The sequence below is a fragment of the Aquibacillus saliphilus genome (assembly GCF_020404745.1).
Lineage (GTDB): Bacteria > Bacillota > Bacilli > Bacillales > Amphibacillaceae > Aquibacillus > Aquibacillus saliphilus.
This window is the reverse complement of the sequence record NZ_JAIZAP010000004.1, coordinates 157,470-172,754: the sequence shown is the minus strand read 5'-3', so window position 1 is coordinate 172,754 and position 15,285 is coordinate 157,470. Positions and strand designations below refer to the sequence as shown.

Annotated in this window: 25 protein-coding genes; all 25 read right to left on the bottom strand. The window is 32.9% G+C overall.

The genetic code is table 11. From position 1 onward, the window contains the following. Nucleotides 1-8: 8 nt before the first annotated feature. The 25 genes from LD272_RS06310 to LD272_RS06190 all read right to left on the bottom strand — a co-directional run bounded on the left by LD272_RS06310 (nt 9) and on the right by LD272_RS06190 (nt 15,255). Nucleotides 9-218, bottom strand: a complete 210-nt coding sequence (locus LD272_RS06310) for a hypothetical protein (RefSeq protein WP_226035749.1) — start codon at nt 216-218, stop codon at nt 9-11. A gap of 1 nt (nt 219) precedes the next feature. Then, on the bottom strand, nt 220-540 hold the full coding sequence (locus LD272_RS06305) for a hypothetical protein (protein WP_226035748.1): 321 nt from the start codon (nt 538-540) through the stop codon (nt 220-222). A gap of 19 nt (nt 541-559) precedes the next feature. After that, on the bottom strand, nt 560-733 hold the full coding sequence (locus LD272_RS06300; protein ID WP_226035747.1) for a hypothetical protein: 174 nt from the start codon (nt 731-733) through the stop codon (nt 560-562). Between the two features lie 273 nt (nt 734-1,006). Beyond that, nucleotides 1,007-1,168 (bottom strand): hypothetical protein, encoded by a 162-nt coding sequence (locus LD272_RS06295; protein WP_226035746.1) that lies wholly within the window; start codon nt 1,166-1,168, stop codon nt 1,007-1,009. 42 nt (nt 1,169-1,210) lie between these two features. Next, nucleotides 1,211-1,900, bottom strand: coding sequence for a hypothetical protein (locus LD272_RS06290; protein ID WP_226035745.1), 690 nt, complete (start codon nt 1,898-1,900; stop codon nt 1,211-1,213). Between the two features lie 11 nt (nt 1,901-1,911). Further along, nucleotides 1,912-2,946 (bottom strand): hypothetical protein, encoded by a 1,035-nt coding sequence (locus LD272_RS06285; RefSeq protein ID WP_226035744.1) that lies wholly within the window; start codon nt 2,944-2,946, stop codon nt 1,912-1,914. 20 nt (nt 2,947-2,966) lie between these two features. Then, on the bottom strand, nt 2,967-4,574 hold the full coding sequence (locus LD272_RS06280) for a replicative DNA helicase (protein WP_226035743.1): 1,608 nt from the start codon (nt 4,572-4,574) through the stop codon (nt 2,967-2,969). A gap of 12 nt (nt 4,575-4,586) precedes the next feature. Beyond that, nucleotides 4,587-5,171, bottom strand: a complete 585-nt coding sequence (locus tag LD272_RS06275; protein ID WP_226035742.1) for a YorH family phage-derived protein — start codon at nt 5,169-5,171, stop codon at nt 4,587-4,589. Continuing rightward, a complete protein-coding gene (locus LD272_RS06270) occupies nt 5,158-5,805 on the bottom strand; it encodes a sigma-70 family RNA polymerase sigma factor (protein ID WP_226035741.1) in 648 nt (215 codons plus the stop codon). The genes LD272_RS06275 and LD272_RS06270 overlap by 14 nt, the downstream gene beginning before the upstream one ends. A 62-nt stretch (nt 5,806-5,867) precedes the next feature. Beyond that, complete coding sequence (locus LD272_RS06265; protein ID WP_226035740.1) at nt 5,868-6,107, bottom strand: hypothetical protein; 240 nt, start codon at nt 6,105-6,107, stop codon at nt 5,868-5,870. 220 nt (nt 6,108-6,327) lie between these two features. Then, nucleotides 6,328-7,035, bottom strand: a complete 708-nt coding sequence (locus LD272_RS06260; RefSeq protein ID WP_226035739.1) for a DNA-methyltransferase — start codon at nt 7,033-7,035, stop codon at nt 6,328-6,330. Between the two features lie 68 nt (nt 7,036-7,103). Continuing rightward, nucleotides 7,104-7,310, bottom strand: coding sequence for a hypothetical protein (locus LD272_RS06255; protein WP_226035738.1), 207 nt, complete (start codon nt 7,308-7,310; stop codon nt 7,104-7,106). Between the two features lie 54 nt (nt 7,311-7,364). Next, nucleotides 7,365-7,556, bottom strand: a complete 192-nt coding sequence (locus tag LD272_RS06250; RefSeq protein ID WP_226035737.1) for a hypothetical protein — start codon at nt 7,554-7,556, stop codon at nt 7,365-7,367. Nucleotides 7,557-7,759: 203 nt separating this feature from the next. Continuing rightward, entirely contained in the window at nt 7,760-8,005 is a 246-nt protein-coding gene (locus LD272_RS06245) for a DUF3310 domain-containing protein (RefSeq protein WP_226035736.1), read from the bottom strand. 15 nt (nt 8,006-8,020) lie between these two features. Continuing rightward, entirely contained in the window at nt 8,021-8,221 is a 201-nt protein-coding gene (locus tag LD272_RS06240) for a hypothetical protein (protein WP_226035735.1), read from the bottom strand. A 30-nt stretch (nt 8,222-8,251) separates the two neighbouring features. After that, complete coding sequence (locus LD272_RS06235) at nt 8,252-9,277, bottom strand: HNH endonuclease (protein WP_226035734.1); 1,026 nt, start codon at nt 9,275-9,277, stop codon at nt 8,252-8,254. 4 nt (nt 9,278-9,281) lie between these two features. After that, nucleotides 9,282-9,995: a 3D domain-containing protein gene (locus LD272_RS06230; protein WP_226035733.1), complete on the bottom strand. Its 714-nt coding sequence runs from the start codon at nt 9,993-9,995 to the stop codon at nt 9,282-9,284. A gap of 10 nt (nt 9,996-10,005) precedes the next feature. Then, nucleotides 10,006-11,115 carry an AAA family ATPase gene (locus tag LD272_RS06225; RefSeq protein WP_226035732.1) on the bottom strand — a complete coding sequence of 370 codons (1,110 nt, stop codon included), beginning with the start codon at nt 11,113-11,115 and terminating at the stop codon, nt 10,006-10,008. A gap of 49 nt (nt 11,116-11,164) precedes the next feature. Next, nucleotides 11,165-11,947, bottom strand: a complete 783-nt coding sequence (locus LD272_RS06220) for a hypothetical protein (RefSeq protein WP_226035731.1) — start codon at nt 11,945-11,947, stop codon at nt 11,165-11,167. A gap of 16 nt (nt 11,948-11,963) precedes the next feature. After that, the gene (locus LD272_RS06215) at nt 11,964-13,055 is read right to left on the bottom strand and encodes a YorF family protein (protein WP_226035730.1); all 1,092 of its coding nucleotides are present in this window, start codon (nt 13,053-13,055) and stop codon (nt 11,964-11,966) included. A gap of 102 nt (nt 13,056-13,157) precedes the next feature. Continuing rightward, nucleotides 13,158-13,664 (bottom strand): hypothetical protein, encoded by a 507-nt coding sequence (locus LD272_RS06210; RefSeq protein WP_226035729.1) that lies wholly within the window; start codon nt 13,662-13,664, stop codon nt 13,158-13,160. 261 nt (nt 13,665-13,925) lie between these two features. Continuing rightward, entirely contained in the window at nt 13,926-14,093 is a 168-nt protein-coding gene (locus LD272_RS06205; protein WP_226035728.1) for a hypothetical protein, read from the bottom strand. Further along, a complete protein-coding gene (locus LD272_RS06200) occupies nt 14,090-14,491 on the bottom strand; it encodes a hypothetical protein (protein WP_226035727.1) in 402 nt (133 codons plus the stop codon). The genes LD272_RS06205 and LD272_RS06200 overlap by 4 nt, the downstream gene beginning before the upstream one ends. Before the next feature lie 62 nt (nt 14,492-14,553). After that, nucleotides 14,554-14,712 carry a hypothetical protein gene (locus LD272_RS06195; RefSeq protein ID WP_226035726.1) on the bottom strand — a complete coding sequence of 53 codons (159 nt, stop codon included), beginning with the start codon at nt 14,710-14,712 and terminating at the stop codon, nt 14,554-14,556. A gap of 15 nt (nt 14,713-14,727) precedes the next feature. Further along, nucleotides 14,728-15,255, bottom strand: a complete 528-nt coding sequence (locus LD272_RS06190) for a hypothetical protein (protein ID WP_226035725.1) — start codon at nt 15,253-15,255, stop codon at nt 14,728-14,730. Nucleotides 15,256-15,285 lie beyond the last annotated feature (30 nt).

Sequence of the window (15,285 nt, the reverse complement as noted above, 5' to 3'; positions counted from 1 at the left end):
TTATCAGGTTATTCATCCATCCAACTATTAGCTAGCTCAATTCTATCTTCTTCTCTCATATTGTTAATTTCTACCTCTTCTTCTAACAATAATTCTATTAACAATTGAATGTCATTTCCTGATAAACCATTCTCTAAATCTCTCGTATAGAGAAACCAACCTATCCTATTAAATGACGAAATGTTTGAGTTTATTAATTTATTAATCTCATAAACCAATTCAAGCACCGCCTTTTTCTAATTTAGTTTTTAAATCTGTATATCTATAGAATGACTTTCTATCTTTATCTGTTAAACTACTATCAATCAATGTATCCAGTAACATCAATTCCGTTTCTAGTGAGACGGTTATATTTTCGTTATAAAATGATAAATCTTCTTCATCAACCCAAATCTTAACTCCTGAGGAAAATTTAACTTTGTGTCTATATAATGATTTCCATTCTCCTTGCTTATATGTCTTAGACGACAGCGATTCTATTACTTTGCCATGATCGTTAAACTCTACAACATAAACCTCGTCATTAACCTCAAATTTCACCCTTCGCCCACCCCTTGTTTTATTTAAATCTATACACAAGTTTGTTATATAAGTCTTCGTGGTTGTCGTACCTTCCTACAAACAAATGATGTTGATTATATACATCGACACCTTTTTTACCATGCACATCCAACTCTTCTATTCCGTAATTATGTTTACTTAATATTCTTAAATTCTCATCTCTGTAATCCACTTTGACATCCCCTATCTAAATAATTGAGCAAGTTGAATGACAACAGTAATAAATACTCCCCAAAATGACAAACATCCCAAAACAACTAATAATCTCAAGCCCTCAACAGACTTGAAGTAATCACGCATTGTCCTCAGCCCTCTCCGTATTCATTCCTTTTAAATGATTCCCATGAACAGTTATCAAACAAACCTATATCTGACCCCTTAAAATTGATATACCAAAAATTACAACCGACTAAATCATAAACATAGCTTATATATTGAAGCAGTATCAAGTTTTCACCTCGTTCCATATTTCTTCAACTACATCCCACTTTAATAATCGGGAATAATTGTTATCAATTTCATACAATAGATGGTAAAACTCAAGTTTGTCTAGGACTTCATGTTGCTTCGAATGCCCATCTGGATATATCATTAGATACTTTTCCAATTTAACCTACCACCTTTTATACTATAATTTTATTTATATAAATCATAAATTAATTTTAAACCTCCACTTACCACGTGTTCTTTGACCATTATTGCTTCTCTTCATAGTTTTTGGATCTGCACCTGTAAATCTTTTACAACTAGCTATGGTAGGGAAGCTGAATTCCTCTCCTGTTTCAGTATCTATAGCATTTACTTTAACAGCTTGTCTTGTATTTTCTGCTTGTACTTGTCTATCTACCCATCTACAATTTTCAGGTTCATAGTCTCCATTTGAATCAATCCTATCAACCGTCAAATCATCACTATATCCATTTTTCATAGACCAATTATAAAAATTGATAAATCCATTCTCTTTGTTTGTCCATTCATCACATACTTTTATACCTCTTCCACCGTAGTATTCGTAAGCATGATTGTTCTCGCTGTAACACCTTCTTTTTATATCAAAATGAATATGATAAATTCTAGTGTTTGTTAATCCATGAGTCCTACCAACTTTTGACAATGTTTCTAAACGACCACAGCCACAATTTTTTGATCTTCCAGAAATTAAATGACCTCTTTGTACAGTCTTGGGATTTCCGCAATCACATAAACATTTATAGTAGTGCCTTTTATTTGTAGGATTGCCTTTGGAATACCATCCATCGTAATCTAAAACTAGGAACTTATTATACTTGTTTCCTAATATATCATCAGTGTCAGTGAACTTTTCTGGTATGTCATCCACTCCTTTTTAAGTTAACTTATTCTGTGACAGTGGTTGTAATATAGGTTTTCGAAAACATCTTTGCCTTGATCAACAGGAGCTTCTTTTCCAATTAAGATATCCTCAGTGTCGTAAATTCCAAATAAGTTATCGTAATCCCTTAATTCATATACCATTTCTTTTGTTTTACTAATTGTTTTATCCTTATCAAATCCTGTAACTATACGAAGATTCGGAAAGATTGATTTTAACATTGTAGCTTGTATTTCCGATAAATCACTTCCCATAATAGCGACGGTGTTCTTATGACCAAATTGATGTGCTAACATTGTGCTTTTCTCAGCTTCAAAGACAATGACAGTTTTTGTTTTAATTATATGTGGTAGCGCTCTATGTAAATTAAATAACTCTTTCGATTTAGAAAATGAATAGATGGGAAGATATTTTGCTTTATGCTCATCTTCTATTCTCGTTGCCCTACCCCTAATCCCAACTATACTCCCCTCTTTGCTCCTAACTGGGAATGTAACCCTCTCTGATAATATATCAAACCCTATTTCAAATTCCTTTTGCGTTTCCCATTCGATACCATCTTCACTGATCCATTTGTCAAATGGCAAATTAACGAATTCATTTAAAACTGATTCTTCTAATGTTGGATTTGGTTCATGAAGTTTCTTTTTCTTGTTGTGTTTACGTAAGTGGAAATTATAGTCAGGTGTGCCGTCTTCTTTTACATTTTTAAAACCTTTAAGTTTCAGCGTATTGATTATGTATTGTTTAGACTTGTTGAGGTTTGTTTTCATTCCTTCAGGTGTGTCTTTATTAAATTTAAAATAGCTAATTAAATCATAGATATCACCAGTTTTAACATCTCTTGTCCAAACTTTAGCAGTCAATTGTTCGTCTAGGTAAACAGAAAAAGCTCTATTGTTATCTCCATTTGGTCTAGTGCCTTCCATGCGATTTCCATTTTGTTTTACCTCGTCACACCCAACAGATTCTAACAATGGTTTAACTAATCCAAGATTAAATATTTCCTCTTTTATAGCCTGTAATTCGTTCAATCAACCCTCCCCCAAATATCTTAATAATTAGTATCTCTTTCTACATCTTTCGTCCAACCAATTTCATCCCATTTGTTTGAATTAAAGTTTACTTTTAAAACCAACACGTCTAATCCCGTAAGGTTTGATTCATTACGTCGATTTTTTGATGTAAATATTAAATAGTAAACACTTTCTTTATCCAATTTTCTCCTTAGCTTCCAATATGGTTTGTTATCTGATTTAAACTCTGGGTCATTTACCCAACCTTGTTTTTGTAATCGTTCTATTCTATCTTTTGGCATATCCTTGGGGAAGAAATCGTAAACTTCAATGGCTTTTTTGCCACCTTCTAACTCATCTGTTCTAACTGGACGCATATGAAGAACTGTGTCAGCTACGTTTTTAATTTTCTTAGAATCGCCTAAACATCTTTCATCTAAATATCTCATTCTAATTGCTTCATCTGCAGCTTGAACAGTTGCAAACAATGAAACGTCTAATCCTGTATCCTTCTCCATCAAAGAACCAATCCGTTCAAAATCCTCTGTGAATCGTTGCCAACGTGGTAAATTACCACCCCCTTCAGTGGGTTTCGCTGTATCTAAAATCATTTTTCTGTAATTACGATGAGCATAATGCCTCATAACCATTTCAACGTGATCGATTGTATAGTCGTCAAGTGGTACAAATTTGACTAAGGCATTATCACCTTCAAGGTTTTCTTCAATCCACGTTATCGCTGCATGAAGACGTGCCTTTTCTTCGTCTGTAAAATCACCTTTATTAATATTCTTACGGTCAAATCCTTTCAATCCATTTGTTTTCTCATATAAATCTTTTGAACCCATTATAGTTATTAATGCAAGTTTTCTATATGCTCTAACACCCATTTCATTTCCCATAATTAACAGTTTCTCTTTGTTAACTAAGCAACCTATTATTAAACTATGTACAGAAAACGATGATTTACCATTACCTGAGAAACCTGAAAGAATTGTTAAAGTATTGTCTCCCCAACCTTGCATTATCTCGTTTAACTTGTCTGAATTATACATCGGCATTCCAAAATCAGACTCAATATCTAATTCATTTACCATTTCTCTCATTTCATCTGGATCAAACAAATCATATTCTTTTATAGGAACATCATTAGTTATAGCAATCTCATTAACAATATCTTGCCAGTATGTTTGCACTTGAAACCTGTTCATCTTTTTATAATTATACTTTTCTGTATTCTGAGAAACTTTATCTCCAAATACATCTCTTAAACTTCTTAAAAGATTATACTTCTTAACTTCCTCGTAATACTTTTCAAAGTTATCCTTTTTGTCTTTAACATAGTCCATATTCTCACTAATGAAATCAAATTCGCCGTACTGTTCAAACTTCTTTTCTAAGCCATATTCTTTAACGACTTGAGAGATAGCTATTTCATCAAAGTTTTGTAATTTTCTTTGATGTGCATAACGTCCAAGTTGGAAGAAGAATCCCCATACTTTATTACCGAATGATCTTTCACTCACTTTATCTGCCGGATAATATAAATAAAATTCAGGGTGTTTCCAAAATAACGCTGTTAAAAAGGATTCAGACGGATAAACCTCGTCTTTTAATTTGTCATCTTCTAATACTTTATCTGTCAAAAGTTATCACCTCTAGTCTAAGAAACTTGATGCATCTTTTTTTGAATCTGTTTTTTTATACTTTTTAGGTTGTTTGTTGATATGCTCAAATACACTTTCCGCTTGTTGTTCAGTAGCTTTTTCAAATTCTCTTTTACGATCTCTACTTTCAATCCTATAGGCAACTTGTCCAACTTTATCAGCCACAATTGCTCTCGTGTATTTAAGTAGATTCATAGTTCCATTGAAATCTCTGTTATTCTTCGCCCAATTAATAGTGTCCTTATTTTCCTCATACGTCATAGAAATCGCTTTATAACTATAACCAGACTTGCTTTTCTTCTGTCCAACCTTGCCAAACAGTTGATTACCATTGCGTAAGTCTTGTAGATAACTGAAAAATTGAGGCGGAACAACTTCTATCCCATGAACTTCTTTAATAACTTCAACTAACTCATCTAATTCTAATTTTTCTTGTTGTTTAAATTCTTGATCTTTTATGTATAAATCATAGCATTCAACCTTATGATATCGCTTATTCTGTTTGCCATGTTTTACGATGACCATTTTTTCATCTATATCTTTATTTTTACAATATTGACATTTAAACTGTCTCACTCACCTCACTCCTTTTTCTTGAGTGTCCATATCCAGTTAACTTTTTTCTCAACTTTTTCACTTCTCTAATATTCATCTTGCTTACTGCTTGTCTAGATATTCCATAATGATCAGCTATTTGTGTAAAAGTCATACCTTGATAATATTTAATAAGAACATCTCGACTTCTCTCATTTAACATATTAAAAGCTTCCTTTATATCCATTTCCATAATTTTACCGTCAATCGTATCAGCTTCATCCATTATAATATCCTCATAAGTTAAAGTTGCTGTATGTGACAAAGGCTGACTTGTACTTTTTGTTGTAGTTGCATGACTTAATCTTTCAGTATATTCCATGCTGTCTGGATAATGAATAAGATGATTTCTTTTTAATAGAGTTATCATTTTATTATAAATAATTCTATATACATATGTACCAAATTTAACTTGCAAGTCAGGATTGTAACTTTTCTGAGCTTTTATGATTACGATCTTTCCTTCTTGAATGAAATCTTCCAAAGCCATTCCTTGTAGAGACAACTTTTCTTCTATTTCATTTTTCCTGTTGGTCTTAAGAAGTTTGTGCATAATGTCGTAAATCATTCTCTCATAGTCTTCTATTACCTCATCTAATCCAGCGATAATTTTCACCTCCTGTTATATTAACCTTAACACTATTATAGTATAATTTTATTTATATATCAAGCATATTGTCAAATTAATTTCAATTTATTTATAACTTGCTCCTGATTAATTTGCCTCAATTCATAATTGAATAATATTTCATAATAAGGATCACGTATATCCATATCATCTTCAATTTGTAAATGATTTAATATTGTATCGTATATGCTATGTTTAAGATTTTCTAATGCTTCATCTTCATGTGTATTGATTAACTCGATTGATTCATCTGCTTTATTTAGTAAATCCTTAATTAGTTCTTCATTCACTGTAATTCCTCCTGTTGTTGTGATAAAAATTTCCTTTTAATGAGAAATATAACTTAATTTGATGATTCTAATTTTACTTTTTGTTCAGGCACATAATAAAAATATTGATCACACGCCCCACACCTATCGTCTGTAATCATAATTTCACCACTCGGAGTGATTAAAAAGTCGTCTATATACTCTAGATATTTTGTATCCCAAGCCTTAAAATTTATTTTTATCACCTCGCATCATATTTTTTATTATTAATCCACCTTAGAGATTTCTCATAGTAATCTCTATCCTTCTCAAACCCTATGTAGCTTCTATTTACTTCAATACATGCAACAGCAGTCGTCCCTGCACCCATACAATTATCTAAGACAATATCACTCTCATTTGTATATGTAAGTATCAATTTTTTAAACAGTTCAACAGGTTTCTGGGTCGGATGCCATTTATTAGGATCGTCGTTATTCATTACCTTAATATCCCATACTGACGTTGGGTACCTATCTGTTTGACCTCCACCACTTACGCCAATTTTTGTTTTACCATAATTAGTACCATCACTAGTATGTTTCGTGTAAGCATTCGCTGGTTTATGACCATTAGTTTTTTGTGGATTGTATATTGGTAACTTATTATAGAATACTAAAATTTCTTCATGTGATCTTAATGGCATTCGTTTAGCATTTAGGAATCCTGTACTCTTATTTTTTTGCCAAATAATGTCATAACGATACCATTTAGGATTACTCATTATTAATTGTGCTGAGAATGGTTTGGCTGCAGTTAAAACAATTGCACCACTATCTTTAATAACTCGTTTATATTGATTCCATAATTTATCAAAAGGAATAACAACATCCCATTTATTCTGAGCAGTTGTACCATAAGGCAAGTCGCAAAGTATCATGTCGATTGACTTATCTTCAATGCGACTCATACCAGTCAAGCAATCCTCATTATATATCTTATTTAATTCTATTTAAATCCACCTCCTCAAGAGTTTATTTACATTTCTGTTTTTCTAAATATTCTTACTCTCTCTAAGTTTTTATTATTTTCTTCTAACTCTCCCGTAACTTTTATTATTTCTTGTTGCAAGTTTATCTTTTTATTTAACAGTTTATTTCCCTCTTTGGGTAGTCGATTCTCCAAAAATGGGATACCAACCTTTTTAAGATACCAAGTGTTAATTTTTTCTTTAAATTTTTTCATTTCATTCTCCCTTTCACTATAATTTTATTTATATAACCTGATAAAACATGCCATTTACAGCTTAAAAACACCTAAGACATATCTCATTTCAAAACTCCCACCAACCCAAGTAAAGAATTTATTTTGATTGATAACAGCATTTTTATATTCTTCAATTAGATTCTTATCGGAATACACTATATGCATCATTGGCATACCCATTGGATGACCTACAACTAAATTATATCCTTCTGTTATTTCTTCCATTTTATCTCTCCTTTTTCATTACTTCTAACATCATTTTTGCGTTCAATATATCTGAAATATCCGTCGTTTTATTTAGAAAATCCTGAGTTGATATGTGAGAAGAATCCCACCTAACACCATCAATCTCTTTAAAATATGCAAGTATTAGGTGACGATTATTCTTTATGTTTTTGCCGTATTTTGCGTAAATTTTTTCTATATTTTCAATTATTGGATGCATTATCAACATACCTTAGTGCAAATTCCAAGTATTTAGCTGCTTTATTCAAATCTTCTTCTATTCCATCATGCTTATATGGTGCTCTTGCTAGATATTTCAGACTATTCCCAACACAATAACTGACAAACCCATCATCATAACCTTTTGTTATCTCCTCAATAATTTCAATTGTTTCAAATTTACCTGAGTTGTAATGAGATGGATGATTAATACTATCTTTTTCCTGCATGTTCTCAATCCCTCCTTAATCTACAAACTCGAATTGGTCTTCTGTAAACCAGTCATCAACTTGATCAGTAAATGTGATTCTATAGAACATTATTCCATCATCCATTTCGTTCTGATTGGTAATAAAGCCTACTCTCTCAACATAATCCTTTAGCAATGCTGGTTCGTAGTGTGATTTTACCTTTACGTGTTTACCTAACACTTCTGAAAATTCCATATATTATTTCCCCTTTTAAATTTAGTATTTTTATTTGTCCATTTCGCTAAATGGTATATTTTCTTTTCTGTAGTTGGCAACTACATTGTTAGCATCATTAGGGTTGTCAAAAGTTCCTAATCGAACAGTCTTTCCATCAATTGTAACTCGTGTAGCCCATTTGCCTCCGTTTGCTTTATGTACACCCCTGTACCCACTAGAATTGTTTGTTTGGCGACTTTTCCTGTTTAGCATATTTTGACTTTGAGTACCCAACCTTAAATTAACTCGTCTATTGTCTAATGGATTCCAGTTTATATGGTCAACAATTTCTTCATCTTTTGCATTCATTATTACTCTATGCAATCCGACTCTTTTCCCTTTTACGTTTATATAAACATAACCGTTACCACTCAAAATAAATATATTATTCTTCGCAAACTCCAATAGGTCGTCATCTACTAAGCAAATGTCTCCATTGTCAAAAACAACTTCAATATATTCACCTTTGTCAACAACAGTTCTCATGCTTTTAGTCAAGTTGATTTTTCTAAGATCACAAGAATTGCCATTTTTATAATAAATTTGATTAGTTGCATTAGGGACATCTAAAACTAATTGGATTAGTGAAACACCTCTCTTGCCATTGAAACTAGACATCGTTGGTGTTACACCACCTGCCAAGTAAACTGATTTAGTCTTAATTTGATTCCAAATATCCTTATCTAGTAAAACCTCTTCGTTTTTACGTGTATAAATAATTACATATGATCCTTTGTCAATGTAGAATTGATTACTTTTAATAAATGAAAGATTGTCTCGCATACAGTTAAAGTTATCATCATCAGCATTGTAAACTTTTTGCTTCATCAAATCATCTATATCTTTAAACTCACCTAACTCAAATAATATTAATTTTTTCATATACATTCGTCTATATTTGCCTTCGATACGGGTATATGTTGCAGGACTTCCTCTGTCTACATACCATTTGTAATAGCGTAATTTCTCATAAATTGAATCGTCTACTATAACTTTCTCACCATCACGACAATAAATTACACTTATTAAAATCATCTCCTTAATCTAATATTTTTACTTCTAAAGACTGTCTTCCAAATTCTCTAGCATCCTCAACATATTTCATATATACGTCTATTTTCCCTCGTGTTATAGCCGACCCTCTATCGAAGCATGTATAAGTGTTATCAAAATATGGTATGTAAACCCTTGTACCAAAATCCATGTTAGGTGGACATGCAATCGTGTGATAGCGTTGAACCGTTCTACCACTTGCCGTTACGCCATAATCAGGATGATCGGGTGTTTTCCCAGTGGACTCTACTCCTGCTGAATATGCTGTTACTTCGAATGTCCTATATTCACCACTACTTGTCTCATTATCGCTTGTTTCAGTTATAGCATTTTCACTAGACAATTGTTTTACTTTTCCGTCATGGGAAACGCTTTGTTTATCCATTTTCACCTTATCTTCCATACTAATTTCACGTTGATTTTCTATTTGTAAATGTTCAATTTTTATTGATTCATCAAGGTTTATGGTTGTCCACATACTTGTATCTTCTTCGTGTGTCGTTGGATTTAATACTTCACCTATCAACGTTTTACCTGAACCACTCAAAGGATCAATATCCTGTAAGACAACTGAAGGGGATGAGTCTTCGTTAACCCATCCCCCAGTTGATATGTACCAAATAAATGAAGTGATAATGAGAGTTCCGAGTAAAGTATAAAAGATGTCTTTTATTCTATTATTTTTGTTATTAATACTCATATATCCTCCATTATTTAATAGATTTTGCAATATTTACTGCATCATACAACTTCTCTTTAGTATCTAATTCAGCAGGTTTGCTTGCACCTAATTCATTTTGCAAACGTTCTTTAAATTGTTCCTTATCGACTTCGTTTAGCAAGGATTTAAGCTCAGCTTTAAGATCGTTTTCGTTATGCTTTGCTAACTCTTTTTCTTTTTCAACAATCTTGTTAACCTTTTCTATCTTTTCTTTCGCTTGTTCCTTTTTTACTTCTTTAATATTACCTTTTTTGCTTTTTTGCTTATCGTGTGCTTTTTGAATAGCGCCTTCTACTGCACTAATGAATTGATCGACATCCAAATCAATCTGTGGAATGATTTCAGAGAACCGTGATTTAGAATCAATATTAAAGTTGTCATCACGGAATGTAATAATACGACTTTCGTCCGTAACCTTGCCAACAGTCTTATCATCGCCAATCTTCTGTTTTACTCTGTGTTTTGCGATAGACCTGTCGATAGACGCAACGCCTAGCACATGCAATTTTGTTTTAATTGCGTTAAAGTAACGATTAGCAAGATTTGCAGTTAGTGTGTCGTACTCTTCGCCAGAAACAACATCTGTTTTCCCTCGCATTTTGGTGTGACCTAAAACCATGATTTGAACTCCTACACTTTTAAGTTCCCACATCTTATCTAGAACAATTTCAATAGCTTTATCTTCGCCAGCCATAAATCCGCCAAACGCAGCCTTTATTGATTTTGTTCTTTTTTCGGGATATTCTAAATTGTGCAGACGAATTACTTCTGGTTCGGCAATACGAAATAGCTCATCGATTGTATCATAGACAACAACTTGCAAATCTTTATAGTCAGTTGTGCGGTTTTCTACAACGTCATCCACAAAATCCTCAAAAGTTTCCCAATCAGGAATGTTTTCGTACACTGCATCAGGGATAGCATCTACTCCATCTTCCTTACCAATATTTAATAGAATATACCCGTCCTCGCTTACTAATTTATCACAAAATTCAACTGCTAGTGTTGTTTTACCAATGCCTGACTCCCCTAACAAACCAATGTTATAAGCTAGAGGGTCAACTTTTATTACATTCCTTTTACCAAATTTACGTCCCATTAATGAACATCTCTCCCTTTATTCTTATTGTATTTTTATATAATTTTATTTATATCAAGCATTTATAAAAATCATTATATCGATCAATGTAGTCCCATCGGTTTTCAAATCTTGAGTATTTATTGTTTCCATCTGCATTTATGTAAACAGTAGACACGTCTAACAATTTACTTGGTATCAGGTACCAATTTAATACCTGGTCTCGATTTTCATTAAATCCAAGACATAAGAAAATATCACATTTATGATACTTACTAGGCATGTTATATGCGTAAGTATTTTTACCGTTTCTTTCCCAAATAGTTGCTGATTTTACGTCCACTTTAACATGGTTGTTTATAAGTAGGTCGTATGGTGCAATAGTGGACAAGTTCAAAACTTCTTTCCCTAATGATCGTATTTTTTCAACAGCGACATCTTCTCCATTTTGACCAAACTTAGTATCGCTTTCTTTAATCTCAAGATTTAAATATTCAGCCCATCCTTTAAATCCTTTTGTTTTCATAATGGCGTTTGATAAAGATGTCGTATCGTTATCATATTCTTTTATTTCATGATATGTAGGCATCCTTGTTAAACCCTGTTGAGCCATGCACTTTACTATGTGTGACTCTATATCGTCTTCATTATACGTATTTATCCTCTTTTTCATGGACAGATTCAGTTTATCCGCCCATGAAATATAACCACCATATCTTGAGATTTTAGAGTCTAGCACACTGTTGGTTAACCGTGTCTCACTTGATGTAGGCATCCTAGATATATTCAATATCTTCATTACTTTAAATATCTCATTTCTTATATCCTCTTCGATCTGTAAGTCAACCTGCATTAAAAGTCAACCTGCATTAAAAGTCATCGCTTTCGGCAAAAGGATCGATATTCGAATCATCTGAATTAGGCGACTTACCCCAGTCATCGTTGTTATCTTCTTGTTGCTTAAAAGGATTTCCTTCATCTTGATTGCCATTCTTTTCTTCTGGTGGAAACAAGTCTTTCTGAGAGTACTTTCTTTCTTCAATTGTTTCAGGATATCCACGAGTGATTTCAAATGATTTATCTACCCCTGATACAGACTTTTGATTTTGTTGTGGTTGGAATCCTACAGGTTTTTCACCCCATCCATCATCAACGTCCACTTGAACATCTTGATATACAGGTCGGCTATGAATATTGCCAGAAACCTTTATTTGTGAACCAAATGGTAACTTTTTCAATTTACTAATCAAAGAGGAGTATTCTTCACCATTAATCCAAAATGTCTCTGGAACAGTTTTAATCTCACCAAAATCTTTTGCGATTATGTAGGCAGAAATGTATGCCTTCTTTTCTTTTTTATCTACATCAACGCCATTAATAATGACATTCTGATCAAATGAAGAAAGCTCTTCAAATCCTTCTTCATCAACATCAATTGAATTGTCTGACAGATAGATTTTATTAATTGACTTTTTACAATTAATAATCTTTTCTCCCTGTTGACTGTCAAACATACTAAACTCATTCCGACCACCAACAAATACTGTATCTCCGTCTTTTAAATTTTCATGGATATACTTTGCTGCATCGTATTGATCCATGCTTTGAGATACCGTTTTACCATCTTTGTCTCTTTTTACTTTTCCATCATCGTCCAATTCTAGACCAGTAGTTACTCCCATGAATACATTCCATCCATCAGGAATTGTCTCACCTCTTGCCACTTCATCTTGTCTGTTATCGTCTCTGTCAATTGGTTGGATTCTTATTTTATCAAACTTAAATCCCCTTAATTCGACTTTAACAACATTGTCATCGCTAGTCTTAATACTAAACTTTAACTGATGTTGTGGAAATCCATTCTTAGTATCATCGTCATTGAAAGAAAATTTACTGTTAGTTAAGCCCTGAACAGTCCCTCTAAGTTTAAAATTACCGTAAGTTGGTTGTAATTCTGCCAATCAAATCTCTCCCTTTATTCTTATTATAGTATAATTTTATTTATATATAGCATGAAAAATATGTATTAGCTTGCCATCACCTCCTATAATGAATCTAGTAAACTACTCTTCTCGTTGCAACTTATCTATCGTTTGTTTAATATCATCAGCTACCAGAGTACTTGATTCGATATACGCCTGTTTAAGTAGTCTAACTTGCTCAGATAAGTCATAAAGCACATCCCATGTATCTTCATCTTTAACAAGTTTCACCTTGTCCCACCCCAACGATCTCTTATATTGCATATCGTCATAAAAACTAACTCCGTTTTCAGTTGACGAAGTAACAATATAAAAAGGCTTCTGAGTTGCTTTGTCTCTATGTAACGGCGCAATCTTATCTGTCGGCTTAGCCGGAATAGGCTTGTCTACTAATTTATACTCCCCGTCTTGCAATACGTATGTAATACCGTAGCTATCTTCAGCAATAATTCTTCCCTGCCAAAGCACACTATCTGACGCTATGATTGGATTTGCATCGGTCACAACTACCTTTTGATTGTGCCAATCTACGTTCGGCTTGTTTACTATAACGAAATCTCCAACTTTAACATTCGATTCCTCGCTCATTCCTTTCCCCTCCCTGTTATTATTTTACCTGTAATTATAGTATAATCCTATTTATATATTAAGTCAACAGTTTTTATGAATATTTTTTATTTATATCACATATACTATTAAATTAACGTTTACTCCTCTTCCTTCTCACCATTCTGTTCATACATTTCCTGAATCTTCTCGATCACATACTTATCATTTTCATCAATTTTCTTTTGTTCTTCTTTTTTATTCATTTTCACCATCCTTTATAGGGGGGGGGGGGTAGGGGTACTAATCCCCTACTGATTGAAAATACTTCTTAATTTGACTATGTATAGTAAACTCATCTGTCAAAGGGAAGGCTGTATGCTCCCATAATATGTAATGACAATCATCATCTGTAGCGTCCGGCTGATATTTACGTATCACATCATACCATTTCAACCCTCTGAGTATCATTCCAATGCTTCCTCAAAAGATTTATCGATTTCTGACTTCATAATGGATTCAGCATTTCTAAATCCTGACTCTAGCATAGTCATGATTTCAGCGTACTTTTCTGTATTTTCAATATCTTCTAATTTAGCGTCAAAATAAATTTCTAACTCATCAATCAAAGCTTGTTTTTCTGCTGTTATTGTTCCTTCTAATTTTGATTTAATTAGCTCTTCAATCGTAGAATCAATATCTGTTAACATTTCGTCTCTAATCTGGTCTTTGACTGCTGCAACTTCTGCGTTATTGTCAATTTTAACCCTTGTTGACCAGTCTGTGTTTGCATTTCCTGTTAAATTCCCTACTGCGAATATTGAACCTGCTACGATAACTCCTGCGATAATTTTCTGGTATTTTTTCAAAACTAAAACCGACTCCCTTGTAATTTTATTTATATAATCACACTTGTTGTGTGTTGATTTGGTTATTCATTGCTAATAAATAATTTATAACTGTCTTCTTCACAATCTGGTTGAGGGTAAGCAATATACACTTGATCATGTTTATTTGGCGGTGCAGTAAACCGATAACAATCATCTGCTAAATCACAATTTTGATGAGTACACATCATTATATCTGCCATTTCATCACGTCCTTTCTAATCTTCTCTATCCCAACCTCGTCCATATTTAGTGTATCCAATATTTCTTAATCTCTGATAATCCCTTCTATACCTATCCCTTTCACGTTGCAAGTAACTAATTGTTCTATTCATACCATCGATGGCATTAGGATCTTTACTCTTCATCATCTTTTCTACCTCTCTAGATAGCGAACGAATCATGGAATCCTTTAAGACTTGTTCATCTTCACCTAACTCTTGTTTCTTGGCACGTTTAATGGATTGATAGCCATTAGAAATCACACCTATATGACTAGGTATCTCATCTTTAACTTTCTCATACAGTTCGTGAGGCATAACATAATAATTATAATGTCCACAGAATGTGTTATGAGCCTTGCTACGAAAATCGGCAATAGATACTTTAATTTCATAACATCTCCAAATACCCTTAGTGTCGTAAGTTAAGTAATCAACTCTTTCTTTACCAAACCAGCCAATAGTTACTTCTAAACAGCCGAATGTTCCTTGCTTCTTAGTATAATTGAATATGTTACGTTCCATTTCAGTTGTTAAATCTGTTTTAGCTATTTT

Coding starts and splice junctions, on each gene's coding strand:
- LD272_RS06260 (WP_226035739.1), bottom strand. CDS start 7,035: ATGAGTCGCATTGAAGATAAGTCAATCGACATGATACTTTGCGACTTG.
- LD272_RS06255 (WP_226035738.1), bottom strand. CDS start 7,310: ATGAAAAAATTTAAAGAAAAAATTAACACTTGGTATCTTAAAAAGGTT.
- LD272_RS06250 (WP_226035737.1), bottom strand. CDS start 7,556: ATGGAAGAAATAACAGAAGGATATAATTTAGTTGTAGGTCATCCAATG.
- LD272_RS06245 (WP_226035736.1), bottom strand. CDS start 8,005: ATGCAGGAAAAAGATAGTATTAATCATCCATCTCATTACAACTCAGGT.
- LD272_RS06240 (WP_226035735.1), bottom strand. CDS start 8,221: ATGGAATTTTCAGAAGTGTTAGGTAAACACGTAAAGGTAAAATCACAC.
- LD272_RS06235 (WP_226035734.1), bottom strand. CDS start 9,277: ATGATTTTAATAAGTGTAATTTATTGTCGTGATGGTGAGAAAGTTATA.
- LD272_RS06230 (WP_226035733.1), bottom strand. CDS start 9,995: ATGAGTATTAATAACAAAAATAATAGAATAAAAGACATCTTTTATACT.
- LD272_RS06225 (WP_226035732.1), bottom strand. CDS start 11,115: ATGGGACGTAAATTTGGTAAAAGGAATGTAATAAAAGTTGACCCTCTA.
- LD272_RS06220 (WP_226035731.1), bottom strand. CDS start 11,947: ATGCAGGTTGACTTACAGATCGAAGAGGATATAAGAAATGAGATATTT.
- LD272_RS06210 (WP_226035729.1), bottom strand. CDS start 13,664: ATGAGCGAGGAATCGAATGTTAAAGTTGGAGATTTCGTTATAGTAAAC.
- LD272_RS06205 (WP_226035728.1), bottom strand. CDS start 14,093: ATGATACTCAGAGGGTTGAAATGGTATGATGTGATACGTAAATATCAG.
- LD272_RS06195 (WP_226035726.1), bottom strand. CDS start 14,712: ATGGCAGATATAATGATGTGTACTCATCAAAATTGTGATTTAGCAGAT.
- LD272_RS06190 (WP_226035725.1), bottom strand. CDS start 15,255: ATGGAACGTAACATATTCAATTATACTAAGAAGCAAGGAACATTCGGC.